Source organism: Rhodococcus sp. NPDC058505, assembly GCF_042720095.1.
Lineage (GTDB): Bacteria > Actinomycetota > Actinomycetes > Mycobacteriales > Mycobacteriaceae > Rhodococcus_G.
This window is the reverse complement of sequence record NZ_JBHXNB010000022.1, coordinates 1-23,311: the sequence shown is the minus strand read 5'-3', so window position 1 is coordinate 23,311 and position 23,311 is coordinate 1. Positions and strand designations below refer to the sequence as shown.

The following is a 23,311-nucleotide window of genomic DNA, read 5'->3' as shown; positions in this document are numbered from 1 at the left end:
CCGTTCACTCCGGGTGGATGAATCCGTGTTTGTGTCGACCGCAGCAGAATTGGGCTTCGCGCTCGATGACGCGCAGCGACGTGCCGCGGCCGCCCTCGCCGCCGACGACCGGAACCTGTACCTGTGGGGCCCCGTCGGTCGGGGCAAGAGCTGGTTGATGGCGGCGTACTTCGCCGCGCTGCCGACCGATCGGAAGATGCGGATTCACTTCCACGAGTTCTTCCGCGACCTGCACCTGGCCATTCGCAGGCACCGCAACGACCTGGACGCGGCCCTGGCGGATCTGCTCGGCGAGGTGGAGGTGGTGTGCTTCGACGAGTTCCACGTCCACGACCCCGCCGACGGCAGGTTCCTCGGCCGCCTGCTTCCCGCGCTCCTCCGCCGGGAGATCCGGATCGTTGTAACCTCGAACTACCCGCCCCGGGAGTTGCTGCCCAATCCCCTCTTCCATGACGACTTCGTTCCCACCATTGAGGTGCTCGAGCGCAACCTGACGATCATCGCCGTCGACGGACCCGTCGACTACCGGATCACCGCCGGCCACGACGTGGGGTTTGCCGCCGGGTGGTGGCTCCACCCCGGCACCCCCGAGCAGGTCGAACACCTCGGGCTGCACGCGCCGGGACCGGATGAGCACACGACCCTCACGCCGGCCGGGCACCCGATGCGGGTCCGCCGCGCGGCGGACGGCTGGTTGTGGATCGACTTCGCCGAACTGTGCGAGAAAGCCACCGCCCCCTCCGATTACCTCGCGCTGACCCGGGACTGGCGCCGGTGGGTGATTGGCGGCGTGCCGGACCTGCGCTCGGCGGGACGGGAGCCGACACAGCGGTTCGCCAATGTCGTCGACGTGCTGTACGACCGCGACGTCACCGCCGCGTTCCTCGCCACGACGCCCCTACGGGCCCTCACTGGCGGCGCACAACTGCCCGCCGACATCGAACGAATCACCAGCCGGCTCGGGCAGCTTCGCCGCGTCGAGCTCGACGCGGCAGAACCGGAGCCGGTCGACGGATGTCGGCAGGCGCGGGCAACCACAATTTCGAGGCGACCGTAAGAATCGGCCGGCGGCCGGACACTACGGGATATGGCAGAGGAATAGCCGGAAGCACCGGCAGCGGACCCGACACATGCGGCCTACCCGGTGCGCCACCGGGCCAGCAACCCACTCAACGCCGCGACCGTCTCGTCGGGCCGGGTCAGCAGCCCGGCATGACCCGCGTTCGCTACCGTCACGATCTCGGTGTTCGCGCCCAAATGTCGTGCAGTAGCGGTCGACTCGTGGGCGGGGAAGAGCGGATCGTGGTCGAAGTAGACCAGCGCCGCCCGCACCTCGGCTGGCCACGGTGCGCCGACCGTTCCACCGGCGTCCTTCCAGTCCAACGCCACCTGCGCCTGACCCACCTCGCCATGCGGCGGCGCCCACTGATCCCCCTGATGAGCCAGGAGCTTCCACCACTGGGCGACCTTCTCGGAGTCGGCCAGCTCGGCCCCGCCGAGCGCCGTCAGCAACGTCATCAGGCGACTGAAGGGCCGGGGAACTTCCCCGGCACGTTCGGCGAAGGCGTTCTCGGCGTCGATGACGGCATTGCGGATAGTGCCGTCGGCCCCGCCTGCACTGGCCATCAGCACCGCACCATCGATCCTGGCCGGTGCGCGGCGGGCCATTCGTTCCGCGGTGAAGCCGCCGAGCGAGTAGCCGATGACGGTGGCCCGCGCAATCTCCAGGTGGTCGAGCAGCTGCAGCGCGTCGTCGGCCATCGCGTCCAGCGACCAGGGCAGCGGGGGGCATCCCGACGGCTGCACTCCGCGCGCGGCGAACCAGATCACCCGGTGCCCGACCGCGACAAGAGCGTCGATCAGGCCGCTGAACTCCCAGGCGATCATCGGCTCCCCGGAACCACCGAGCAGCAGTACCGGAGAACCGATTCCGCGTTCCTCGTAGAACAGGTCGTGAGTGGGTAGCGACATACTAGGCACCCAGAAACCGTATACTTACTAATGGAAATTATCTAGGAAACGACATGAACCGCACTGACGTACTCGACCTCTTGACCATCCTGGGCATGCGCATGACGGCCGCAGCCGACCAGGGCAGCGCCATGCTCGGCGTCACCGCCACCGAAGCGCGGGCAATCACCTGTCTGCGGGAACACGGACCGCTCCGGCCGAGCGTGGTCGCCGATCACCTCGAGTCGTCACCCAGGCGCATGACCCAGGTCGCCGAGACACTTGAGGAGAAGCGGCTCATCACTCGCGAACCCGACCCCGACGACGGCCGAGCCAAGCGGTTGACCCTGACCACCGAGGGTGCCGCCATCGGCGAGAAAATCGCCACGCTCCGCGAAGCCTGGGCTCACCAGCTTTTCGGGCAGCTCCCCGACCGTGAGGTCGCCGACGTCGGCGACATCCTCACCCACCTCCTCCGCGCACTCCCCCGCACACCACACGGCCCGGCCGATGCACGGGACGCCGGTGTAGGTCGCGGCGGCTGAGCCGCCGCCCGGCTACGCGGCGTGGCTCGCGAGCCCCAGGTTGGTGAGCACCTCACGGGTGGCCCGCGCGAAGTTCAGGGTGATGAAGTGCAGGCACGGGGCGCCCTCGGAGATCAGCCGCTCGGCGAGCTCCGTCGCCACCTCGATACCGACCTCCCGCACCGCGGCCCGGTTCTCCTCCGGCCCATCGCCAGCGGCCCTCGTCAGCCGCTCCTCCAGTGCCGCAGGCAGTTTCGACCCGGACAACTCAAGGCTGCGACGCGCCGACCGCAGCGACGTGATCGGCATGATCTCCGGGATGATCGGCTTCGCCGCCTGCTCGGCGTCGAACTTCGCGACCCGATCCCGCAGCCGCAGGTAGTCGTCGACCTCGAAGAACATCTGGGTGATCGAGTACTCGGCGCCCGACCGCAGCTTCTGCACCAGGTACCGGGTGTCGTGGTCGAGGTCCGGGGCGCGGTAGTGCCCCTCCGGGAACGACGCAACACCGACGTGGAAGTCGCCCATGTCGCGCACCAACCGGACCAGGTCCTCGGCGTACTCGACGCCGTCGGGGTGCTTGACCCACTCACCGAGCGGGTCCCCCGGCGGGTCCCCGCGCAGGACCAGGATGTTGCTGATGCCGCGGTCCGCGTACGCGCCGCACATGGTGCGCAGCTCGTCGACGCTGTGCCCGACCGCGGTCAGGTGCGCCACCGGGAGCAGCGTGGTCTCCTCCGCCAGTTCGCCGGTGACGCGGACGGTGCGGTCGCGAGTGGAGCCGCCCGCACCGTAGGTCATCGACACGAACGCCGGGCCCATCCGCTCGAACTCGCGGACCGCCCGCCACAGCCGCGCCTCCGCGTCGGCGTCGCGCGGCGGGGAGAACTCGACGGAGAACGGGATTCGGCCGCCCGCGGCGCCGATGCGGTCGACGATCGACGGGGTGTGTGTCACCCATCCCTCGCTGGCCCGCCCCCTGACGGCATCAAAAGTCACGGCTCCAATCATAGGGGCGGGAGCTCAGCGCCCCGCCGGTGCCTTCACCTGTGACCGATAGGGTGGCGGTCATGAGCACCCCTCCCGACTCGACCACCTCACTCCCGGCGGCCGTCGAGTCGGTGCTGCGCACCTTCTTCGCCTCCCGGCGCACCGTCACCGACGGTGTCGGCGGCACCTACTCCGACGCCGCGGCCGCGCTCGAGGCGTTCGTGCTGCGCGGCGGCAAGCGGGTGCGCCCGGCGTTCGCGTGGACCGGCTGGCTCGGCGCGGGCGGCGACCCCGACGGACCGGAGGCGGACGCGGTGCTGCGGGTCTGCTCGGCCCTGGAACTGGTGCAGGCGTGCGCGCTGGTGCACGACGACATCATCGACTCGTCCGCGACCCGCCGCGGCTTCCCCACCCTGCACGTGGAGTTCGCGAACCGGCACCGGGCGGGCGGCTGGGCGGGCGACCCCGCGAAGTACGGGGAGTCCGTCGCGATCCTGCTCGGCGACCTGGCGCTGGCCTGGGCGGACGACCTGATCCGCGAGTCCGGCGTCGACGCCGCCGCGCAGGCCCGGATCGCGACGGTGTGGTCGGCGATGCGCACCGAGGTGCTCGGCGGCCAGTACCTCGACGTGACCACCGAGGTGACCGGCGACGAGTCGGTGGCGGCGGCGCTGCGGATCAACCGGTACAAGACCGCCGCCTACACCATCGAACGTCCCCTGCACCTCGGTGCCGCGCTCGCCGGGGCCGACGACGCGCTGGTCGCCGCGTACCGCGAGTTCGGCACCGACATCGGGATCGCGTTCCAGTTGCAGGACGACCTGCTCGGGGTGTTCGGCGACCCCGAGGTCACCGGCAAGCCGTCCGGCGACGACCTGCGGGAGGGCAAGCGGACGGTGCTGTTCGCGGAGGCGCTGGTGCGGGCGGACGCATCCGACCCCGGCACCGCAGACTTCCTGCGGCGCGGCATCGGCGCCGACCTCAACGACGACCAGGTGCACCGGATGCGTCAGGTGATCACCGACCTCGGGGCCGTCGCGGCCGTGCAGGCCAGGATCGACGACCTGACCGCGACCGGGCTGCGTGCGCTGGACGCGTCGTCGGCGACGGCCGACGGCAAGACCCGCCTGCGGGAGATGGCGGTCGCGGTGGGCCGCCGCAGCGCCTGATGGTGCGCGCGGTGCCCGGGCCGACGGACCGGGTGGTGGTGATCGGCGCCGGGCTGTCCGGGTTGGCGGCCGCGCTGCACCTGCGCGGCGCCGGCCGCCAGGTGACCGTCCTGGAACGGGACACCACGGTCGGCGGCCGGGTCGGCGTCCATGCCGGACCGGGATACCAGATCGACAACGGCGCGACGGTGCTCACGATGCCGGAACTGGTGGACGACGCCCTCGCGGCGGTCGGCGCGCGGGCCGAGACGCTCACCCCGCCGCTGCGCCTGCGCCGACTGGACCCGTCGTATCACGCCCGGTTCGCGGACGGCACCGCGCTCCGCGTGTTCGCCGACCCGGACGCGATGGCCGCCGAGATCACCCGCGTCGCGGGCCCGGAGGAGGCCGTCCGGTACCGCAGGCTGCGGGAGTGGCTGGCGACGATCTTCACCGCCGACTTCGACAGCTTCATGGACGCCAACTTCGACTCCCCGCTCGACCTGGTCCGCACCGGCGCCGCGCGCCGCGACCTGTGGACGCTGCTGCGCAACGGCGGATTCGGCAGGCTCGGCCCCGCGGTCGCGCACCACGTCAACGACCCGCGGCTGCAGCGGATCTTCACGTTCCAGGCGCTGTACGCCGGGGTCGCGCCTGCGCGGGCGCTCGGGGTGTACGGCGCGATCGCGCACATGGACACCTCGATGGGGGTGTGGTTCCCGGACGGTGGGATGCACCGGGTCGCGGAGACGATGGCGGCGGCGCTCACCGCGGCGGGCGGGACGGTGCGCCTCGGCGTCGAGGTCACCGGCATCGACCACGACGGCGGCCGCGCCACGGCGGTGCGGACCGCGGACGGCGCCGTGATCGACGCCGACGTCGTCGTGGTCACCGCCGACCTCGGATCCGGTGAGGCGCTGCTGCCGCGGCGCCGCCTCCCCCGCCGCCCGGTGCGGCACTCGCCGTCGGCGGTCGTCGCGCACGGCACCATCCCGACGTCGGTGACGCGGGCCTGGGCCGACAGCGGCCACCACACCATCGACTTCGGCGCCGCCTGGGACCGCACCTTCACCGAGATCACCGCGCGCCGCGGGCGGGGCAGGCTGATGAGCGATCCGTCGCTGCTGCTGACCCGGCCCGCGTGCACCGACCCGGGGCTGCGGCTGGTCCGCGACGGTATCGACCACGAGCCGCTGTCGGTGCTGGCGCCGTGCCCGAACCTGCGCAGCGCGCCGCTGGACTGGCCCGCGCTCGGCGACCCGTACGTCCGGGAGCTGCTCACGGTGCTGGAGCGGCGCGGCTACCGCGGCATCGTCGACCACTTCCGGGTCGACGTCGTCGACACACCGCACACCTGGGCGGCCCGCGGAATGGCGGACGGGTCGCCGTTCGGTCCCGCGCACCTGTTCGTGCAGACCGGGCCGTTCCGGCGCGGCAACCTCGATACCGGCGCCGAGAACGTGGTCCTCGCCGGGTCCGGGACCACCCCGGGGGTGGGGGTGCCGACGGTGCTGCTGTCCGGCAGGCTCGCCGCCGAACGGGTCCTCGGCCGGGCGCCCGTCCGGGCGGCGAACGGCAGGTGAACAGCATCACCGCGGGCTCGTTGCCCGGGTCCGCGGCCGGAACCACTAAACTGGGTCGCCGACACCGGTCCACCGCGCCGCCGCGGTGACCCGACCGGGCCACCGCAGCGTCATCACACGATCAGGGGAGGACCCGCAACCGATGCCGTCCCCCACCCCCGTGCCCGGCGCGCGTCCGCGGTCGGTCGCCGCGTTCCTGCGCAGCGACGCCGGTCATGCCACCGTCCTCGGCGTCCTCGGCGCGATCATGATCCTGTTCGGCGGTTTCGGTTCCGGCGCCGTCCGCCGCAGCGACCCGTTGCTCGAGGCGATGTACCTGTCGTGGCTGCGGTTTGGGCACGGCTTCATCCTGTCCACGATCATCGTGTGGATCGGCGTGCTGCTGATGGTCGCGGCGTGGGTGCGGATCGGCAGGAACGTGCGCGCCGGGCTCGTCGAGGTCGGCGAGCTGCGCTGGGTGATCGCCGCGCAGACCGCGCCGCTGCTGCTGTCGGTGCCGCTGTTCAGTCGCGACGCCTACTCCTACCTCGCGCAGGGCGCGCTGCTGCGCGACGGGTTCGACCCGTACGCCGTCGGCCCGGTCGCCAACCCCGGCCTGCTGCTCGACAACGTCAGCAACGTGTGGACCACGACCACCGCGCCATACGGTCCGGTCTCGCTGCTGCTCGGGCAGGGCATCACCGCGATCAGCGGCGACAACGTGATCGCCGGGACGATGCTGCTGCGGCTGACGATGCTGCCCGGCCTCGCGCTGATGATGTGGGCGTTGCCGCGGCTGGCCCGCCAGCTCGGCGGCGACCCGGCGACCGCGCTGTGGCTGGCCGTCCTGAACCCGCTGGTGCTGATCCACCTGGTCGGCGGCGTCCACAACGAGCTGCTGATGGTCGGGTTGATGGTCGCGGGCATCACCCTCGCGCTGGACCGCAAGCATCTCGCGGGCATCGCGGTGATCGCGCTCGGCGTCGCGGTGAAGGCGATGGCCGGGATCGCGCTGCCGTTCGTGGTGTGGATCTGGATGATCCACGAACGCGAACGCGCCGAGGCCGAGGGCAGGCCCGCCCCGGCACCGCTCGCGTCGTTCGCCCGCACCGCCGGCGCCGGGTTCGGGGTCTTCGTCGCGGTGTTCGCGGTGTGCTCCGCGGTCGCCGGGGTGGGTCTGGGCTGGCTGACCGCGCTGCAGGGGTCGGCGAAGATCATCAACTGGCTGTCGGTGCCGACGATCGTCGCGCACGTCATCACGGTCACCACGTCCTGGTTCACCGGGCTGCGGCTCGGCCCGGTGCTCGAGGTCACCCGCGCGGTCTCCGCGCTGGTGATGGTCGTCGCGCTGGTCGCCGTGTGGTGGCGGTTCCGCAGAACGCCGCGACAGGCGGTGCTCGGCATCCTCGTCGCGCTGGTCGTGATCGTGCTGCTCTCCCCCGCCGCGCTGCCCTGGTACTACTCGTGGCCGCTGGCGATCGCCGCCGGTTTCGCGATGTCGACGACGACGCTGATGGTGCTCGTCGGCCTGTCCACCTGGCTGATGCTGATGTTCAATCCGGACGGGTCGATCGGCCTGTACTCGCTGCCGCACGTGCTGCTCGCGACGTTCGCCGCGGTCGTCGCGGCGCGGTCGCTGGTCACCGTGGACCCGCTGCGGCTGCGGTCCGGGCGTGCGCCCGCCGCGGCGCCGCTGGCCACCGCGGCCCACGACTGACCGTGACCACCGTGTCCGTCCCGCCGCGCGACGGCGACCTCGCCGCGGCCTACCGCCACTGCCGACGGCTCAGCGCGGAACACGGCAGGAGCTACCACCTCGCGACCCGCCTGCTGCCGCGCCGGGACCGGCCTGCGGTGCACGCGCTGTACGGCTTCGCGCGCACCGTCGACGACATCGTCGACGTCGACGCGCTGGCGGGACGTCCACCCGCCGACTGCCTGGCCGAGATCGACGCCGTCGAGGCGGAACTCACCCGTGCGCTGGCCGGATCGCCGGCGGGTGCGCGGCCGGTGGTGCTCGCCGTCGCCGACACCATCCGCCGGTACCGGATCGACCCGGCCCACTTCGCGGTGTTCCTCGCGTCGATGCGGATGGACGTGCCCGGCGCTCCGGGGTTCCGTGCCAGCTACCGGACGCTGACCGAGCTGCGCGGCTACATGCGCGGGTCCGCCGCCGCGATCGGTCTGCAGATGCTGCCGATCCTCGGCACCGTCACCGACCGCGCCGACGCCGAACCGGCCGCGGCTGCCCTCGGCGAGGCGTTCCAGTTGACGAACTTCCTCCGCGACGTCGGCGAGGACCTCGACCGGGGGCGGCTGTACCTGCCGACCGATGAGCTCGCCGCGTTCGGCGTTGACGCGCCGCTGCTGCAGACCTGCCGCGCGTCGGGGCGATCGGACCCGCGGATCGCGCGCGCCCTCGCGCATCTGGTGGCCGTCAACCGGCACTGGTACCGGCTCGCCGAGCCCGGGCTGGCGATGCTCGCCCCGCGGGTGCGGCCGGGGCTGGTCGCCGCGTTCGAGTTGTACGCGGCGATCCTCGACGAGATCGAACGCGGCGGCTACCGGGTGCTGGACCGGCGGGCGCTGGTGCCGCGGCGGCGTCGGGCCGCGATCGTGGCCCGCGCGCTGCTCTGACCGGCGGCGCGCCCGCGGCTACCCGGCGGTGTGCCCGTCGCCGAGCGCGCGGGTGCGGGCACTGACCGACCTGCCCAGCGCGGCGACCTCGGCGTCCATCTCCGGCAGCAGGGTCGGGGTGAGCCTGCGCAGGTCGCGTTCGGCGAGCCGGGTCCGCACCAGCGGGCGCAGCCAGCGCAGCACGCCGACCCAGCCGGGGACGTCGATGTGGGTGGCGCGGCGGTCGATGCCCCGCTCGAACCGTGCCCCGCAGGCCTGCACCGATGTGGTCGACCCGAGCGGGCCGGGGAGGGCGTCGAGCATCCGCCGGAACGCGCCGAGGTCCGCCTTCGCGTCCCGCACCAGCGGGGTGTCGATCCACGCCATGTGCGCGGACCCGACATCGACGCCGCGGTGCGCGACCTCAAGCCGCAGCGTGTTCGCGAAGTACTCCACGCCCGCCTTCGACGCGTGATACGCGGCCAGCCCCGGCGCCGAGGTGTAGGCGGCGAGCGACGACACCACCAGGACGTATCCCCGGCGCTCGATGATCGACGGCAGGGCGGCGCGGACGGTGTGAAACACGCCGACGACGTTGACGTCGATGACCCGCCGGAACGCCGCCGGGTCCACCGCAAGGACGGATCCGTAGCTGGCGATCCCCGCGTTGGCGACCACGATGTCGATGCCGCCGAACGCGTCGACGCCCACCGCGACCGCGGCCTCCATCGACGGCAGGTCGGTGACGTCGGCGACCACGGCAACGACCCGGTCCCCGAGCTCGGCGGCGAGGTCGTGCAGCGGCGCCTCGTCGAGGTCGGCGAGGATCAGGCGGGCGCCGCGGCGGTGCAGCCGCCGGGCCAGCTCCGCACCGACCCCGCGCGCGCCACCGGTGATCAACACGACCTTGCCCGCCGGACCAGTCATGGTCCCAGGCTACGTCGGCGGCGGCGCCGATCGGTCGTGAACGCGGGTCGGCGTCAGAACGCCATGGCCTGCGCGCGGCGCACCACCTCACGGGCCGCGTCGGTGTGCATGGCGGCGATCGGCGTCCCCGGCAGCGTCTCGTCCTCGGTGAACAGCCAGCGCAGGATCTCGGCGTCGGTGTAGCCGCCGTCGCGGAGCACGACCAGCAGCCCGGGCAGCATCCGAACAACACCGCCGTCCGCGAAGAAGGCCTCGGGCACGGAGACGATGCCGTCGCGGCGCACCGCGATGAGTTCGCCGTCGCGCAGCATCTGGTGCACCTTGGTGACGACGATGCCGAGCCACTTCGCCACATCGGGCAACTGCAGCAGCGAGACGGTGGGATCGAGGACGTCGTCGGTGTACGGAATGGCACTCACACCGGTAACGGTATCGGGTGCGGCCACCGGCCGCCGCCGCTGGCTACCATCGATGCCGACGATGGCGATCCGCCCGCTCCGGTGGCGGTCAATCGTGACGACGAGGAAACGAGGTATCCGCGGGTGGGTCCGGGTGATCAGCGGCTGATCGGCGAGCTGCTCGACCGACGCTATCGGGTGGACGCCCCGATCGCGCGCGGCGGCATGTCGATGGTGTATCGCGGCATGGACCTGCGCCTGGATCGGCCCGTCGCGATCAAGGTGATGGACCCGAAGTTCGCGCAGGATCCGCAGTTCCTGTCCCGGTTCGAGTTCGAGGCGCGGGCGGTGGCCCGGCTGAGCCACCCCGGCCTGGTCGCGGTGCACGACCAGGGCATCGACGGCGAGCACGCCTTCCTGGTGATGGACCTGGTCGCGGGCGGCACGCTCCGCGAACTGCTGCGCGAACGCGGCCCGATGCCCCCGCACGCCGCGACGGCCGTCGCCGGGCCGGTGCTCGACGCCCTCGCGGTGGCGCACCGTGCCGGGCTGGTGCACCGCGACGTCAAACCGGAGAACGTGCTGATCTCCGACGCCGGGGACGTGAAGATCGCCGACTTCGGTCTGGTCCGGGCGGTCGCGGGATCGAACGCGACGTCCTCGAGCGTGATCCTCGGCACCGCGGCGTACCTGTCGCCGGAGCAGGTGACGTCCGGCAACGCCGACGCCCGCAGCGACGTGTACGCGACCGGGGTGCTGCTGTTCGAGATGCTCACCGGGCGCACCCCGTTCACCGGGGACACCTCCCTGTCGATCGCCTACCAGCGGATCAACTCCGACGTCCCCGCGCCGAGTTCGGCGATCCCGGGGGTGCCCGCCGAGTTCGACCGCCTGGTGCTGCAGGCCACCGCCCGCGACCCCGACGACCGCTACGCGCACGCAGGCGAGATGGCGGCCGCGCTGCGCGGCGCGGCCCGCGCCCTCGGCCTGCCCGAGTACCGGGTGCCCGCACCCCGCCGCTCCGCCCAGCACCTCAGCGCGGCCAGGCAGGTCGCGGGCGCCGCAGCATCCGCGGCGCCGACGGAGGTCGCTGCCGCCGCGCCGACCACCGCGCTCACCGCCGCCGCGCCCGCGCATCCCGCCGTCGAGCACGGCGCACCGCAGCCGACCCGGGTCGTCACCGTCGAAACCCGTCGGGAGGCGACCGAACCGGAGACGGGCGGGGACCATCACGACCCGGCCCGCTACCAGTTCCCGGACTTTCCCGCCGAACGCGCCCGATCCCGGCGCACGATGCTGATCTGGGTGGCGGTGATCGCGCTGCTCACCGTCGCGGTCGGGGTCGGCGGCTGGTGGCTCGGCTCGGGGCGCTACACCTCCGTCCCGACCGTCACCGGGATGACCCGGGAGGCGGCGACCGCGGCGATCGAATCGGCCGGGCTGTCCACCGAAATCCGCGGCGAGTACTCCGACACCGCCCCCGTCGACACCCTGCTCGGCACCGACCCGGACGGCGGGGCCCGGATCGCGCGGGACGGCTCGGTCGCGGTGCTGGTGTCGCTCGGCAGGCCCGCGGTCCCCGCCCTGGCCGTCGGCGCCGACGTCGCCGGTGTGGAGGACGAATTGCGGGCGCGGACGTTCGACCCGGTCGATGGCGGCGAGGCGTTCAGCACGAAGGCACCGGTCGGTGCGGTCGCGGCGCTCGACCCCGGCCCGGGGACGGTGCTCCCCGTCGGATCGCAGGTGAAGGTGGTGCGCAGCAAGGGCTCGCCACCGGTGGAGATCCCGGACCTGCGGGGCCGGACGGTCGACCAGGCCCGCGCCGACCTCGACGCCCTCGGCATCGTGGTCGCCGACACCCGGACGGTGTTCGACGAGCAGGTCGACGCCGGCGACGTGGTCGGCACCGACCCGGCGGCAGGCACCAGCGTCGGCGCCGGATCCAGCGTGACGCTGACCGTGTCCACCGGGGTGAAGGTGCCGTCGATGCTTGGCCGTTCGGTCGGCTCGGCCAGGGACGAGCTGGTCCGGCTGGGGCTCGACGTGCAGGTGCGGCAGATGGCCGATTCGGACCGGTCCCTGGTGATCACCCAGTCCCCCGGCTCCGGAACCCGCGTCGAGCCGGGCAGCACGGTGACCCTCACCGCGCTGCCCTGACCCCGCACCGGTAACGCGCCCGCGAGCGCCCGCGACATCAAGGACACACCCAGCGGAGGAGTCCCGATGCCCGTGCGCCTGCGTTTGTTCACCGTCACCGCCGTCGTCGCCGCGGGTCTCGCCGCCACCCCCGGGGTGGCGAACGCCGCCGACGCCTGGCCGCCGATCCCCGACTACCCGTCGCCGTCGGTGCCGTTCGACACGAAGGACTTCCTCACCCCGGACAACCCCGAGTACTGGAACCCGTTCGTCGCGAAGAACCGGCTCACCTCCCCGTACGGGACGAGCACCCGCATCGTGTGCACCGCGTTCCACGGCGTGCTGACGGGCTGCTGGCAGGCCGACCGGGACGGGAACCCGCACGAACTGGTGCGGCTGCCGTTCAACGCGCCGAACATCTCGGGTTCGGCCCTGCCGGGCGGCGGACCCGGCCACTACGTGTACCCGCTGTGGGAGACCGGCAGCTGAGCCGTCGCCCGCCCCCGGTCAGGTCGCCGGGGTGTAGATCGCGAACCCGCCGCCCTGCGGGTCGGTGAGGACCGCGAACCGGCCGGTGCCGGGGATATCGGTGCCCGGCACATGCACGGCGCCGCCGAGTTCGACCGCCCGTGCCGCGGAGGCGTCAACGTCGTCGACCCCGAAGTACAGCGCCCAATGCGGCGGCACTGCCTCCGGGAAGTCCGCGCCCATCGCCATCATCCCGCCGAAGTCCGCGCCGTCCACCCCGAACTGGGTGTACCCGCCGCCTGCGTTCACGGTCCAGCCGAACACCTCGGAATAGAACCGCTGCGCGGCGGCGGTGTCGCGGGTGCGCAGTTCGATCCAGCACAGCGCGCCGGTCTCGTTCAACCGGGCCGCGCCCGGGAAGCGGCGCGGCTGCCACAGCGAGATGACCGCCCGGTCGGGTCGGCGAGCACCGCGAACCGGCCGAGGTCGAACACGTCCATCGGGCCTGCCAGCACCGCGGCCCCGGCCGCGGTGGCCGCCGCGACGGTGGCGTCGGCGTCCTCGACCGCGATCGACACCGTCCAGCCGACGGGCTGGCCCTGCTGTTGGAGCGGGCTGGCCGCCGCGACCGGGTCACCGCCGAGCAGCTGCATCGTGTAGCCGCCGGCCTCCGGATTCGGGTTCTGCTCCGCGGTCCAGCCGAACAGTGCGCCGTAGAAGGCGCCCGCCGCCGCCACGTCCGTGGTGCCCAGTTCGGCCCAGCAGGGCGCCCCGAGCTGCGGTTCGGTGATCTTCATGATGCGTGCCTCACTCTCGGTGTGGATTCATCGATCACCGCGACCCTAGCCGCGGGGTGCGACACGTTCGACCGGGGAACGCACCGCGGCCCGCACCGGACCAGGCCGGGGCGGGCCGCGAAAGCGGGCGGAGGCGGGATCAGCCGCGCAGCATCTCGGCGACCAGGAAGGCCAGCTCCAGGGACTGCTGGGTGTTCAGCCGCGGGTCGCAGGCGGTCTCGTAGCGGCCGGACAGGTCCACGTCGGAGATGTCCTGCGCGCCGCCGAGGCACTCGGTGACGTTCTCGCCGGTCAGCTCGACGTGGATGCCGCCCGGGTGGGTGCCGAGCGCGTTGTGCACCTCGAAGAAGCCCTGCACCTCGTCGACGACCCGGTCGAAGTGCCGGGTCTTGTAGCCGGTCGACGACTCGTGGGTGTTGCCGTGCATCGGGTCGCACTGCCAGATCACCTGATGGCCGGTGGCCTGGACCTTCTCGATGATCGCGGGCAGCAGCTCGCGGACCTTGCCGTTGCCCATCCGGGAGATCAGCGTCAACCGGCCCGGCTTGTTCGTCGGGTCGAGGCGCTCGACGTACTCGACGGCCATGTCCGGCGTCGTGGACGGGCCGATCTTCAGGCCGATCGGGTTCGCGAGCAGCTCCGCGAACGCGATGTGCGCGCCGTCGAGCTGGCGGGTGCGGTCGCCGATCCACAGGAAGTGCGCCGACAGGTCGTACAGCTTCGGGTGATCCCCGGTCTCGTCGAGACGCAGCATCGCCCGCTCGTAGTCGAGGACGAGGGCCTCGTGGCTGGCGAAGATCTTCGCGGACTGCAGGTTCGGGTCGACGACCCCGCAGGCATCCATGAACCGCAGGCCCCGATCGATCTCGGCGGCGAGCGCCTCGTACCGGGCACCGGCCGGGGACGAGGCGACGAACGCGCGGTTCCAGTCGTGCACCCGGTGCAGGTCCGCCTCGCCAGCGGCGGTGATCGCGCGAACCAGGTTCATCGCGGCGCTGGCGTTGGCGTACGCGCGGACCAGCCGGGACGGATCGTGCACGCGGACGGCCTCGTCGGCGACCAGCGAGTTGACCATGTCACCGCGGTAGGACAGCAGGCCGAGGGAGTCGGTGTCCGAGGACCGCGGCTTCGCGTACTGGCCCGCGATCCGGCCGACCTTCACCACCGGCAGCGACGCACCGTAGGTGAGTACCACGGCCATCTGCAGCAGGGTGCGGATGTTGCCCTTGATGTGCGGTTCGGTGTTGTCGGCGAAGGTTTCCGCGCAGTCGCCGCCCTGCAGCAGGAACGCCTCGCCGCGGGCGACGGACGCCAGCTGCGCCTGCAGGTCCTCGACCTCGCTGGCCACCGTGATCGGCGGGACGCTCTCGAGGACGGTGCGCATCGCGGCCGCCTGGTCGGCGGGCCACGACGGCTGCTGCGCGGCGGGCTTGCTCAGCGCCTCGTCCAGCCTCTGTCGGAGCGCCACCGGCAGCGGCGGGAGTTCGGGCAAGCGGTCGATCGGCACGTCGACGGTCCAGTTCACCGATCCAGGATATTCGGTCCGCGGGTGGGCGGTCACGGCCGGGTGTGATCGACGCCCTACCGTGACCGCTGCCCGGCCCGGTCAGCGCCGCGTCGCGAGGCGGATCGCCTCGAACTTCGCCAGGTTATGCCGGGCATCGGCAAGGGCATCGTGGGCGTCGGTCGGTGCGGCCGGGATCACGGGCCGCCCGGCGTCCTCCCAGTACTGCTTGAGTTCCCTGGTGAACCGCGGCAGCGACGGCGGCAGCGCGGTCATGTCGCCCCAGAGCTGGCAGAACGCGACGTGATCGTAGGCGGCGACCCACGCCCACAGCTCGGGAACCACTCCGGGCCGCGGGATCAGGAACTTGAGCAGGTCCGCACGCAGCCGCTCTCGGCTCTTCCACACCGGCGACGTCTGCGGCGGCAGCTTGGGAAGGACGTTGCTGCGCACCCACTTCCCCGCCCGCGACGAATCAAACTCGGTCGACACGGCATAGAACTCCCGGCCGTCCTCGGCCGCCACACCGATCGAGACCAGGTCGATTGTGCGACCATCCTCGATGAACTCGCAGTCGTAGAAGTAGCGCACGACGGGCAACCCTATGCGCCCGGCACACTGGTGACACGACCGCCCCCGACCCGAAGGACTGACGTGCTGCCGACCCCCGAGCGACCGCCGACCCGGACCTGGTTTCCCGATGCGGGTACCCCGGCAGGGCTGACGCTGCGGATCGGCATCCTCCTCGCTGCGGCAGCGGGCATCGCGTACAACCTGGTCGGGCTGCCGGGACTGCGTGAGCTCGGCGCCTACTACCGGATCGACCTGGACGTGTACCGGCTCGGCGGCGCCGCGTTCGCGAACGGCGCCGCCCTGTACGGCGCGATGCCCCCGACCGCACTCGGATCGACGCTGCCGTTCACCTATCCCCCGCTCGCGGCCATCGTGTTCGGACCGCTGTCGACGATCAGCCTCGAGGCGGCGAGCGCCGTGCTCACCGCACTGTCCTTGGCCGCGCTCGCGGGGACCGTCGCGCTCACCCTGCACACGCTCGGGGTGATCGACCGCCGGGTCGCGGTGTGGACGGCCCCGGCGATCTTCGCCGGTGCCCTGCTGCTGGAACCGGTGTACTCCACCCTCGACTACGGGCAGGTCAACCTCCTGCTGATGGCGGCGGTGGCGGCGGACTGCCTGCTGCCGCGCACGCCGTGGCCCCGCGGCCTGCTGGTCGGCCTCGTCGCGGCGGTTAAGCTGACTCCCGCGGTCTTCGTGCTGTACTTCCTGCTGCGCAAGGACATTCGGGCCACCGTGATGACCGGTGTCGGGTTCCTCGCCGGGACCGCGCTCGGCTTCGTGCTGTGCTTCTCCGACGCCAGGCAGTACTGGACCGAGACGCTGCTCGATTCGAACCGCATCGGCAGGCCCGCGTACCCGGCCAACCAGTCCCTGACCGGCATGCTGGCCCGCCTCGGGCTGGAGGGGTCCGCGCGGTCCGTGGTGTGGCTGGTGTGCTGCGCGGCGCTGTTCGTGGTCGCGGTGGTCGCGATCCGTCGGGCGCTGTCGGCGGGGCACCCGGTGCTCGCGCTGTCGGCGACCGCGCTGCTCGGCCTGCTCGCGTCACCGGTGTCGTGGTCGCATCACTGGGTGTGGGTGGTGCCGCTGCTGATGGCGTGTGGTCACCTGGCGCTCGGCCGCCGCCCGCTGACGCCGGGGCAGCGGGCGATGTGGACCGGGTGGACGCTCGGCGGGGTCGCGCTGATGGTCATCGCGCCGCACTGGCGGCTCACGCCGGGCCGCACCAGTGGGCTCGGGTGGTCGCTGGTGGACCAGCTGCTCGCGTCGTCGTACGTGTGGTGGGCGGTGGCGACCCTGGTGCTGCTCGCGCTCGTCCGGCTTCCGCGGGTCGCGGCCGCCGCGGTGGTCGATCGGCCCGCCGCCGCGCCGGTCCCGGTCGCCTGACGGTGCCGTCGGGCGTCACCCGGTCCGGTCGCCGCCGGGCCGGGCCTGCGCCGACCGCAGGCCCGCGGCGTAGACGTCGACGTACTCCTGCCCGGAGAGCTTCATCAGCTTGTACATCACCTCGTCGGTGACGGCGCGCTCGACGAACCGGTTGCCCGCCATCCCGTGGAAGCGGGTGAAGTCGATCGGCTCGCCGATCCGGATCACGATCTTCGTCGGCCGCGGCCACCGCGATCCGATCGGGTTGAGGGTGTCGGTCCCGATCATCGCGACCGGGATCACCGGCACCCCCGCGGCGAGGGCAAGGCGGGCCATCCCGGTCTTGCCCTTGTACAGCCGCCCGTCCGGGGACCGGGTGCCCTCCGGGTAGATGCCAAGCAGTCGGCCGTCACCGAGCACCCGCAGGCCCGCCGCGAGAGCATCGGCCGCCGCGTCGGCGCCGGTGCGGTCGATCGGCACCTGGCCGGCGGCGGTGAAGAACCACCTCTGGAATCGGCCCTTGAGCCCGGTCCCGGTGAAGTATTCGCTCTTGGCGAGAAAGGTGATCCGCCGCGGCGCCCGCAACGGCAGATAGAACGAATCCATCACCGCCTGGTGGTTGCTCGCCAGGATCGCCGGACCCGTCTGCGGAAGATGCTCCGCCCCTTCAATTCTGGGGCGGCCAAGCGCGATGAGGATCGGCCCGAGAAGGACGTATTTGAACAGCCAGTACCACACGACGCCTCCCGAGCCTGTTGTCCCGCGAACTGTACCGACGAGCCGTGCGACCGGCCACACCGGACGCCCGCGGGTGCCGCCGCGGCCCGCTGGCCGCTACCGGCGGGCGGCGCGCGCCAGGGCGGCCGCACCGATCATCGCGGCCGCCTCACCGAGCTGGGTGGTGCGGATCCGCGCCAGCGGCCGGTGCCCGGCACCGGTCAGCGTCCGCGCATAGTGCTCGCGGGCGTCGTCGAGGAACAGTCCGGCCGAGCTCGCGACGCCGCCGGCGATCACGATCAGCTCGGGGTCGAAGACGTCGGCGACGGTGGCCAGGCCGACGCCGAGCCACCGCGCGAACTCGGCGATCGCCAGCATCGCCACCCGGTCCCCGTCCCGCGCGGCGCCCGCGATGCGCCGCCCGGTCAGCGCCCCCGGGTCGCGGGCCACCTCCGCGGCGAGCACCGTCGACCCCGACGGGTCCGCGGCGAGTAGTTCGATCGCGGTGTCCACCAGGGCCGTTCCGCTGCAGTACCGCTCCAGGCAGCCGCGTTTGCCGCACGAGCACGGCCTGCCGTCCGGCACCACCTGCAGGTGCCCCAGCTCCGGCGCCACCCCGTAGCTGCCGCGGTAGAGGCGGCCATCGATCAGCAGCGCGGCACCGATGCCGGTACCGATCGCCACCGTGACCACGGTGCCAGCGCCGGTCGCCGCGCCGAACCGGCGTTCGGCCCACGCCGCCGCGTTGGCGTCGTGTTCGAGCACGACCGGCAGGCCGACGCGCTCGCTCAGCTCGCGGGCGACCGGAGTATCCAGCCACGGCAGATGCGGTGCGAACCGCAGATTCGTCCGGTCCTCCGACACGAACCCGGCAACGGCGAGACCGATCGCGTCGACGTCGTTGCGGGACATCAGCTCTCGCACGGTCCGGTCGAGGGCGTCCTGCAGCGCGGACACCGATCGGGAGGTCGGGGCCTGCGCGGTGTCGAGGACCTGCCCCGCCGCGTCGACCACCGCGGCGCGAATGCTGGTGCCGCCCACGTCGATCCCGATGGTCGGGCCGGTGCCCGGCTGCGGTGTGTGCTCGCTCATGCCTCCGGATTGTCCCGGGTCTGCACCCGAATCGGCACGAATGCGCGCCGATTCGGTGTCGGGTCGGCGGCCGGCCCCTCCTCGGACGGCTCCGGACGGTGCTCGTCGAGGAGCGTCCGCACCAGCGTGAGCAGCGCGGCGACCTGCGCGGCAACCAGTGTCAGCAGCTCGTGCGATTCGCCGCGCAGCAGCGCGACGAGCGCGCACACCGGGCACCAGCCGCACCCGGCGCCCGGGTCCGCCGGTGCGTCGGGGTCCGGCTCCGCGACGGCGGCCGCGACCTCAAGCGCGCGTTCGAGTAGCGGTTCGAAGCGGTCCATGGCCGCGGTCGCCAACGCCCGCAACTCGGCCATCACGGCCGCGTGATCGTCGGTCACTGCGGCCACACCTCGGGGTCGGGGCGGAATCGCACCACGAGCCGATCGTCCTCGACGTCGGCGCCGACCGCCTCGCAGCGGCGCAGCACCGACGCGAGCGGCATCCGTCGACGCACCCCGGCCGCGCCGATCAGCAGGTCGTCGCCCATCCGGCCGAGGGTGATTGACGCCGGGTCGACGAGCGGAAGCGGCACCCGCAACGCGTACACCGAGTCCACCCCCACCCCCGATTCGTGTTCGACACTCGATCCATGTTCGGCCCGGGACCCGCCCCGCGACGTCGCGGCACCGACGGCGGCCTTGGCGAGGTCGTCGGCGAGGGCGCCGAGAGCGTCCCACCCTACCGGGTCGTCGCCGCGGTCGGACACGACGTGGACCGGTATGTCCGCGAGCGCGGCCCGCAGGCCCGTGAGGGCGGCGGCCTGGGCCGCCCCCCTGCGCGCCAACCACTCGGCGGCCACCGAGCCCGGGATCCGGTTCCCTGCGGAGTCATCCTGCGGGACAACACCGTTCACCACGACGTCGTCGAGTTCGAGGCCGAGCAGCGCCAGCGCCGTCACGGTTCGCCGCGCCTCCGCCACCGCCACCGCCCGCGGTTCGACCACCAGCCGCACCCCGGCCCGGTCCGGGTCGCCGAGCAGCGCCCGGATCGGTGCCGTCGCATCGACGAGCCGGTCCGCAAGCAACGCCGCCAGCAGCTGCCATTGCTGGGCCCCCGCCCCGATCGTGGCGCGCGCGTGCCGTGGCCAGATCCGCTCGACGCCGTCCGCGACGAGATCGGCGGCGGTCAACAGCCGCACGGTGTCCGCGGTGGCCGGGCAGTCGACCACCACCTCGTCCCAGTCGCCGCTCCCCGCCAGCGTCGTGACCTCAGCGAGCCCGACGAATTCCTGCGCGCCGGGCAGCGCGGTCAGCTCCTCCGGCTCGGGCAGCGTCAACCCATGGTCGTGGTCGGGCCCGGACGGCACCAGCGCCGCCGCGACCGCGAGCCGCTGCTCCAGCACGGCGAGGGTGTCCAGTTCGAGGATCTCGACGGCGCCGCCCGCCCCGACACCGGGAACGTCGCGGATCGCGTCCTGCGCGGTTCCCGGCCTGCGCGGGACACCCAGCACCTCGGACAGCGAATGAGCCTGGTCGAGCGACACGACGAGCACCCGAGAACCCGTGCGTGCCAAGGCGAGCGCGGTCGCCGCCGCCACCGTGGACTTGCCAACCCCGCCCTTCCCGACGACGAACCGCACCCGCGGGTGCGCGTCGTCCTCCCGCGGCGTCAGCCCTCCACTCTCTTCTTCAGTTCGGTGAGCGCGGTGTCCGTGATCGCCCGCTCCGCCTTGCGCTTGAACAGTCCGATCATCGGAATCGTCAGGTCCACCGTCAGCCGATACGTCACCAGGGTGGAACCGTCGGCCTGCGGTTCGAGCGTGTACGACCCGGACTGCGCCCGCTGGATCTCGCCCTCCACGAGTTCCCACGACACCGATCGACCGTCCGCGGCCCACGCGAACTCGAGCACGTAGGTGTCCTTGACCATGCCCGCATCGAGCTCGAAGCGAACCCGGCGGGCACGCCCTGCCGGACCGGCCTCGACGACCTCGACGGACTTCGCGGCCGCCACCCACTCCGGGTAGGCGCGGTGATCCGCGATCACGTCCATCACCTGCTCCGCTGTCGCGGCGATCGTGATCGACCTCTCGGTCTTCTCGGCCATGGCGGAACGTTCCTTTCCTACGGCTGTTCCGGGGTCACCGGGCCAGCGGGGACTCTCCCGCGGCGCGTCCCGCCTCGAGCTCCCGCTTCGCCTCGAAGGTGACCACCTTGCCCGCGAGCCTGCGCGCGTGGTTCATGCCGGCAAGGTCCAGTGCCGCAACGTTCTCGGGCGGCACCCCGGCCGGCTCGGCGTGCAGGAAGTAGTGCACGATCGTGCCGTCCAGTTCGGCCTCGAGCCAGAGCTCCATGGTGCCGGTCAGCGCACCGGCAACGGTCCACCGGATCCCCTTCTCCGCGCGGTCCTCCTGCACCTGCAGACGCAGATCCGGCCACCAGCGACCCCATTTCGCCTGCGCCGACAGGCAGGCCGCGACCCGTTCGGGTGCCGCCGCGATGAAGGTCTGGTCCGCGACCTGAATGCTGCTCACCCGGACAGCTTCACATATCGGCCGCCACGGACGTGGCGCAGGTCGCATCCCGCAAGGTTTAGAGTGGACCCCGAGTAATACCTACTCGTCAGTATTCGCAGGTTCGGAGGCCTCACGTGCGTGAATTCAGTGTCCCGCTCAACTTCGCCGTTCCGGCGGACGGATCCGCGGTCGACGCGGTGTTCGCCCACGCCGCCACGACACCGAACCTGGTGGTGTTCAAGAAGCTGACGGGCGGCACCTGGACCGACGTGACCGCGAGCGAGGTCGCGGAGCAGGTCACCGCGGTCGCGAAGGGCCTTGTCGCGTCCGGTGTTCGGGCGGGCGACCGGGTCGCGCTGATGTCCTCGACCCGCTACGAGTGGCCGATCCTGGACTTCGCGATCTGGGCGGCGGGCGCGGTGACCGTGCCGATCTACGAGACCTCGTCCGCGGACCAGGTTCGGTGGATCCTCGAGGATTCCGCCGCGGTCGGGCTGATCGTCGAGACCGCCGAGCACGCCGAGACCGTCGCCGGGGTCACCGACGAATTCCCGACGCTGCGCGCGGTCCTGCGCATCGAGCCGGCCGACGGCGACGCTGGCGCCGTCGCCGCCCTCGTCGAACGCGGCGCCGAGATCGCCGACGACGAGGTTCGAGCGCGGACCGCCGCGTTGCAGGCAGCCGACCCGGCGACGCTGATCTACACCTCCGGCACCACCGGCCGCCCGAAGGGCTGCATGCTCACCCACTCGAACCTGATCGCCGAGTCGCAGGCGATCGCGACGTCCGGGTTCGGCGAGCTGCTGCAGCCGGGCAGGCGGAACCTGATGTTCCTGCCGCTGGCCCACGTCCTTGCGCGGGCGGTCAGCCTTGCCGCGTTCAACGCGGGCGCGACCGTCGGCCACACCTCGGACACCAAGAACATCGTCGCCACCTTCGGCGAGTTCAAGCCGGACTTCATCCTGTCGGTGCCGCGGGTGTTCGAGAAGGTCTTCAACACCGCTCAGCAGAAGGCGCACAACGAGGGCAAGGGCAAGATCTTCGACCTGGCCGCCGAGGTGGCCGTGCGGTGGAGCCAGGCGCAGGACACCGGCGGCGCCGGGTTCGTGCTGAATCTCAAGCACACCGTCTTCGACAAGCTGGTGTACAGCAAGCTCAAGGCGGCCCTCGGCGGCCAGTGCCAGCTCGCCATCTCCGGTGGGGCACCGCTCGGCGCCCGCCTCGGCCACTTCTTCCGCGGCCTCGGCGTCACGATCTACGAGGGCTACGGGCTGACCGAGAGCACCGCCGCGATCACCGTCAACACCCCCGGCCACCAGAAGATCGGCACCGTCGGCAAGCCGCTCGCGGGCAACGCCGTCCGGATCGCCGAGGACGGCGAGATCCTGCTGCAGGGCCCGGTGGTGTTCACCGAGTACTGGAAGAACGAGGCCGCGACGAGGGAGGCCATCGTCGACGGCTGGTTCCACACCGGCGATCTCGGCTCCCTCGACACCGAGGGCTACCTGTCCATCACGGGCCGGAAGAAGGAGATCATCGTCACCGCGGGCGGCAAGAACGTCGCCCCCGCCGGACTCGAGGATCACCTGCGGGCGCACCCCCTGATCAGCCAGGCGCTGGTGGTCGGCGACCAGAAGCCGTTCATCGGCGCGCTGATCACGATCGACCCGGAGGCGTGGCCGGGCTGGGTCGAACGCAACGGCAAGCCCGCCGGATCCAGCATCGAGGACCTGCTCGCCGACCCCGACCTGGTCGCCGAGGTGGACGCCGCGATCGCCGAGGCCAACACGCTCGTCTCGCATGCCGAGGCGATCAAGAAGTACCGGATCCTGCCGCTCGACTTCACCGAGGAGACCGGCGAGCTCACCCCGACGCTCAAGCTCAAGCGCAACATCATCCACCAGAACCGCGGCACCGAGATCGAGGCCATCTACGGCTGATCGGCTCCGCCGCCGTGGGGGGGGGGTTTTTCGGGGGGGGGGGGTAAGAAAAAAGCCGCCCGCCCCGGCGGAAACGCCGCCGCGGGCGCCCGGCGCCCCGGCACGCCCCC

24 protein-coding genes are annotated in these 23,311 nt (G+C 72.2%); 10 read left to right on the top strand and 14 right to left on the bottom strand.

What is annotated here, in order from left to right; genetic code table 11:
* Positions 1–25 precede the first annotated feature (25 nt).
* Entirely contained in the window at positions 26–1,057 is a 1,032-nt protein-coding gene (gene zapE, locus ACFWPA_RS15910; RefSeq protein ID WP_378507922.1) for a cell division protein ZapE, read from the top strand.
* A gap of 80 nt (positions 1,058–1,137) precedes the next feature.
* Here the strand turns inward: zapE and ACFWPA_RS15905 are convergent, their stop codons facing one another.
* Positions 1,138–1,971, bottom strand: coding sequence for an alpha/beta fold hydrolase (locus ACFWPA_RS15905; RefSeq protein WP_378507923.1), 834 nt, complete (start codon positions 1,969–1,971; stop codon positions 1,138–1,140).
* A 53-nt stretch (positions 1,972–2,024) separates the two neighbouring features.
* On the opposite strand from ACFWPA_RS15905, the gene ACFWPA_RS15900 reads away from it, so the two are divergent.
* Complete coding sequence (locus ACFWPA_RS15900; RefSeq protein WP_378507924.1) at positions 2,025–2,495, top strand: MarR family winged helix-turn-helix transcriptional regulator; 471 nt, start codon at positions 2,025–2,027, stop codon at positions 2,493–2,495.
* Positions 2,496–2,507: 12 nt separating this feature from the next.
* On the opposite strand, the gene ACFWPA_RS15895 is transcribed toward ACFWPA_RS15900, so the two are convergent.
* Positions 2,508–3,485 (bottom strand): methylenetetrahydrofolate reductase, encoded by a 978-nt coding sequence (locus ACFWPA_RS15895; protein ID WP_378507925.1) that lies wholly within the window; start codon positions 3,483–3,485, stop codon positions 2,508–2,510.
* A gap of 59 nt (positions 3,486–3,544) precedes the next feature.
* On the opposite strand from ACFWPA_RS15895, the gene ACFWPA_RS15890 reads away from it, so the two are divergent.
* The 4 genes from ACFWPA_RS15890 (at position 3,545) to ACFWPA_RS15875 (ending at position 8,811) form a co-directional block, all read left to right on the top strand.
* Positions 3,545–4,633, top strand: a complete 1,089-nt coding sequence (locus tag ACFWPA_RS15890; RefSeq protein ID WP_378507926.1) for a polyprenyl synthetase family protein — start codon at positions 3,545–3,547, stop codon at positions 4,631–4,633.
* Positions 4,633–6,195, top strand: a complete 1,563-nt coding sequence (crtI, locus tag ACFWPA_RS15885) for a phytoene desaturase family protein (RefSeq protein ID WP_378570924.1) — start codon at positions 4,633–4,635, stop codon at positions 6,193–6,195. The genes ACFWPA_RS15890 and crtI overlap by 1 nt, the downstream gene beginning before the upstream one ends.
* 142 nt (positions 6,196–6,337) lie before the next feature.
* Positions 6,338–7,891 carry an alpha-(1->6)-mannopyranosyltransferase A gene (locus tag ACFWPA_RS15880; protein WP_378507928.1) on the top strand — a complete coding sequence of 518 codons (1,554 nt, stop codon included), beginning with the start codon at positions 6,338–6,340 and terminating at the stop codon, positions 7,889–7,891.
* Between the two features lie 11 nt (positions 7,892–7,902).
* Entirely contained in the window at positions 7,903–8,811 is a 909-nt protein-coding gene (locus ACFWPA_RS15875) for a phytoene/squalene synthase family protein (protein WP_378570941.1), read from the top strand.
* Between the two features lie 18 nt (positions 8,812–8,829).
* Here ACFWPA_RS15875 and ACFWPA_RS15870 read toward each other — a convergent pair whose 3' ends face one another.
* Both ACFWPA_RS15870 and ACFWPA_RS15865 read right to left on the bottom strand, forming a co-directional pair.
* A complete protein-coding gene (locus ACFWPA_RS15870) occupies positions 8,830–9,717 on the bottom strand; it encodes an SDR family oxidoreductase (protein ID WP_378570919.1) in 888 nt (295 codons plus the stop codon).
* Positions 9,718–9,770: 53 nt separating this feature from the next.
* Positions 9,771–10,136 (bottom strand): Rv2175c family DNA-binding protein, encoded by a 366-nt coding sequence (locus ACFWPA_RS15865; protein WP_378570917.1) that lies wholly within the window; start codon positions 10,134–10,136, stop codon positions 9,771–9,773.
* A gap of 123 nt (positions 10,137–10,259) precedes the next feature.
* Here ACFWPA_RS15865 and pknB point away from each other — a divergent pair, with 123 nt between their 5' ends.
* The gene (gene pknB / locus ACFWPA_RS15860) at positions 10,260–12,272 is read left to right on the top strand and encodes a Stk1 family PASTA domain-containing Ser/Thr kinase (RefSeq protein ID WP_378570915.1); all 2,013 of its coding nucleotides are present in this window, start codon (positions 10,260–10,262) and stop codon (positions 12,270–12,272) included.
* A gap of 66 nt (positions 12,273–12,338) precedes the next feature.
* Positions 12,339–12,740 (top strand): hypothetical protein, encoded by a 402-nt coding sequence (locus tag ACFWPA_RS15855; protein ID WP_378570913.1) that lies wholly within the window; start codon positions 12,339–12,341, stop codon positions 12,738–12,740.
* An 18-nt stretch (positions 12,741–12,758) separates the two neighbouring features.
* Here ACFWPA_RS15855 and ACFWPA_RS15850 read toward each other — a convergent pair whose 3' ends face one another.
* The 4 genes from ACFWPA_RS15850 to ACFWPA_RS15835 all read right to left on the bottom strand — a co-directional run bounded on the left by ACFWPA_RS15850 (position 12,759) and on the right by ACFWPA_RS15835 (position 15,611).
* Complete coding sequence (locus ACFWPA_RS15850) at positions 12,759–13,121, bottom strand: VOC family protein (RefSeq protein WP_378570911.1); 363 nt, start codon at positions 13,119–13,121, stop codon at positions 12,759–12,761.
* Positions 13,118–13,516 carry a VOC family protein gene (locus ACFWPA_RS15845; RefSeq protein ID WP_378570909.1) on the bottom strand — a complete coding sequence of 133 codons (399 nt, stop codon included), beginning with the start codon at positions 13,514–13,516 and terminating at the stop codon, positions 13,118–13,120. Before ACFWPA_RS15845 ends, ACFWPA_RS15850 begins: the two co-directional genes overlap by 4 nt.
* A gap of 139 nt (positions 13,517–13,655) precedes the next feature.
* Positions 13,656–15,041 carry a class II 3-deoxy-7-phosphoheptulonate synthase gene (locus tag ACFWPA_RS15840; RefSeq protein WP_378507934.1) on the bottom strand — a complete coding sequence of 462 codons (1,386 nt, stop codon included), beginning with the start codon at positions 15,039–15,041 and terminating at the stop codon, positions 13,656–13,658.
* 81 nt (positions 15,042–15,122) lie between these two features.
* Positions 15,123–15,611 (bottom strand): polyadenylate-specific 3'-exoribonuclease AS, encoded by a 489-nt coding sequence (locus ACFWPA_RS15835; RefSeq protein WP_378570907.1) that lies wholly within the window; start codon positions 15,609–15,611, stop codon positions 15,123–15,125.
* Positions 15,612–15,674: 63 nt separating this feature from the next.
* Here ACFWPA_RS15835 and ACFWPA_RS15830 point away from each other — a divergent pair, with 63 nt between their 5' ends.
* On the top strand, positions 15,675–16,979 hold the full coding sequence (locus ACFWPA_RS15830) for a glycosyltransferase 87 family protein (protein WP_378570905.1): 1,305 nt from the start codon (positions 15,675–15,677) through the stop codon (positions 16,977–16,979).
* Positions 16,980–16,994: 15 nt separating this feature from the next.
* Here the strand turns inward: ACFWPA_RS15830 and ACFWPA_RS15825 are convergent, their stop codons facing one another.
* From ACFWPA_RS15825 to ACFWPA_RS15800, 6 genes are all read right to left on the bottom strand, one after another.
* On the bottom strand, positions 16,995–17,696 hold the full coding sequence (locus ACFWPA_RS15825; protein WP_378507937.1) for a lysophospholipid acyltransferase family protein: 702 nt from the start codon (positions 17,694–17,696) through the stop codon (positions 16,995–16,997).
* A gap of 96 nt (positions 17,697–17,792) precedes the next feature.
* On the bottom strand, positions 17,793–18,767 hold the full coding sequence (locus ACFWPA_RS15820) for an ROK family protein (protein ID WP_378570903.1): 975 nt from the start codon (positions 18,765–18,767) through the stop codon (positions 17,793–17,795).
* The gene (locus ACFWPA_RS15815) at positions 18,764–19,144 is read right to left on the bottom strand and encodes a hypothetical protein (protein ID WP_378570901.1); all 381 of its coding nucleotides are present in this window, start codon (positions 19,142–19,144) and stop codon (positions 18,764–18,766) included. Before ACFWPA_RS15815 ends, ACFWPA_RS15820 begins: the two co-directional genes overlap by 4 nt.
* Entirely contained in the window at positions 19,141–20,385 is a 1,245-nt protein-coding gene (locus tag ACFWPA_RS15810) for an ArsA family ATPase (RefSeq protein WP_378570899.1), read from the bottom strand. Before ACFWPA_RS15810 ends, ACFWPA_RS15815 begins: the two co-directional genes overlap by 4 nt.
* Positions 20,386–20,414: 29 nt before the next feature.
* Positions 20,415–20,852, bottom strand: coding sequence for an SRPBCC family protein (locus ACFWPA_RS15805; protein WP_378507941.1), 438 nt, complete (start codon positions 20,850–20,852; stop codon positions 20,415–20,417).
* Positions 20,853–20,886: 34 nt separating this feature from the next.
* The gene (locus ACFWPA_RS15800; RefSeq protein WP_378507942.1) at positions 20,887–21,279 is read right to left on the bottom strand and encodes a polyketide cyclase / dehydrase and lipid transport; all 393 of its coding nucleotides are present in this window, start codon (positions 21,277–21,279) and stop codon (positions 20,887–20,889) included.
* 116 nt (positions 21,280–21,395) lie between these two features.
* Here ACFWPA_RS15800 and ACFWPA_RS15795 point away from each other — a divergent pair, with 116 nt between their 5' ends.
* Positions 21,396–23,201, top strand: a complete 1,806-nt coding sequence (locus ACFWPA_RS15795; protein ID WP_378570896.1) for an AMP-dependent synthetase/ligase — start codon at positions 21,396–21,398, stop codon at positions 23,199–23,201.
* Positions 23,202–23,311 lie beyond the last annotated feature (110 nt).

Coding starts and splice junctions, on each gene's coding strand:
- ACFWPA_RS15905 (WP_378507923.1), bottom strand. CDS start 1,971: ATGTCGCTACCCACTCACGACCTGTTCTACGAGGAACGCGGAATCGGT.
- ACFWPA_RS15900 (WP_378507924.1), top strand. CDS start 2,025: ATGAACCGCACTGACGTACTCGACCTCTTGACCATCCTGGGCATGCGC.
- ACFWPA_RS15895 (WP_378507925.1), bottom strand. CDS start 3,485: ATGATTGGAGCCGTGACTTTTGATGCCGTCAGGGGGCGGGCCAGCGAG.
- ACFWPA_RS15890 (WP_378507926.1), top strand. CDS start 3,545: ATGAGCACCCCTCCCGACTCGACCACCTCACTCCCGGCGGCCGTCGAG.
- crtI (WP_378570924.1), top strand. CDS start 4,633: ATGGTGCGCGCGGTGCCCGGGCCGACGGACCGGGTGGTGGTGATCGGC.
- ACFWPA_RS15880 (WP_378507928.1), top strand. CDS start 6,338: ATGCCGTCCCCCACCCCCGTGCCCGGCGCGCGTCCGCGGTCGGTCGCC.
- ACFWPA_RS15870 (WP_378570919.1), bottom strand. CDS start 9,717: ATGACTGGTCCGGCGGGCAAGGTCGTGTTGATCACCGGTGGCGCGCGC.
- ACFWPA_RS15855 (WP_378570913.1), top strand. CDS start 12,339: ATGCCCGTGCGCCTGCGTTTGTTCACCGTCACCGCCGTCGTCGCCGCG.
- ACFWPA_RS15845 (WP_378570909.1), bottom strand. CDS start 13,516: ATGAAGATCACCGAACCGCAGCTCGGGGCGCCCTGCTGGGCCGAACTG.
- ACFWPA_RS15820 (WP_378570903.1), bottom strand. CDS start 18,767: ATGAGCGAGCACACACCGCAGCCGGGCACCGGCCCGACCATCGGGATC.
- ACFWPA_RS15805 (WP_378507941.1), bottom strand. CDS start 20,852: ATGGCCGAGAAGACCGAGAGGTCGATCACGATCGCCGCGACAGCGGAG.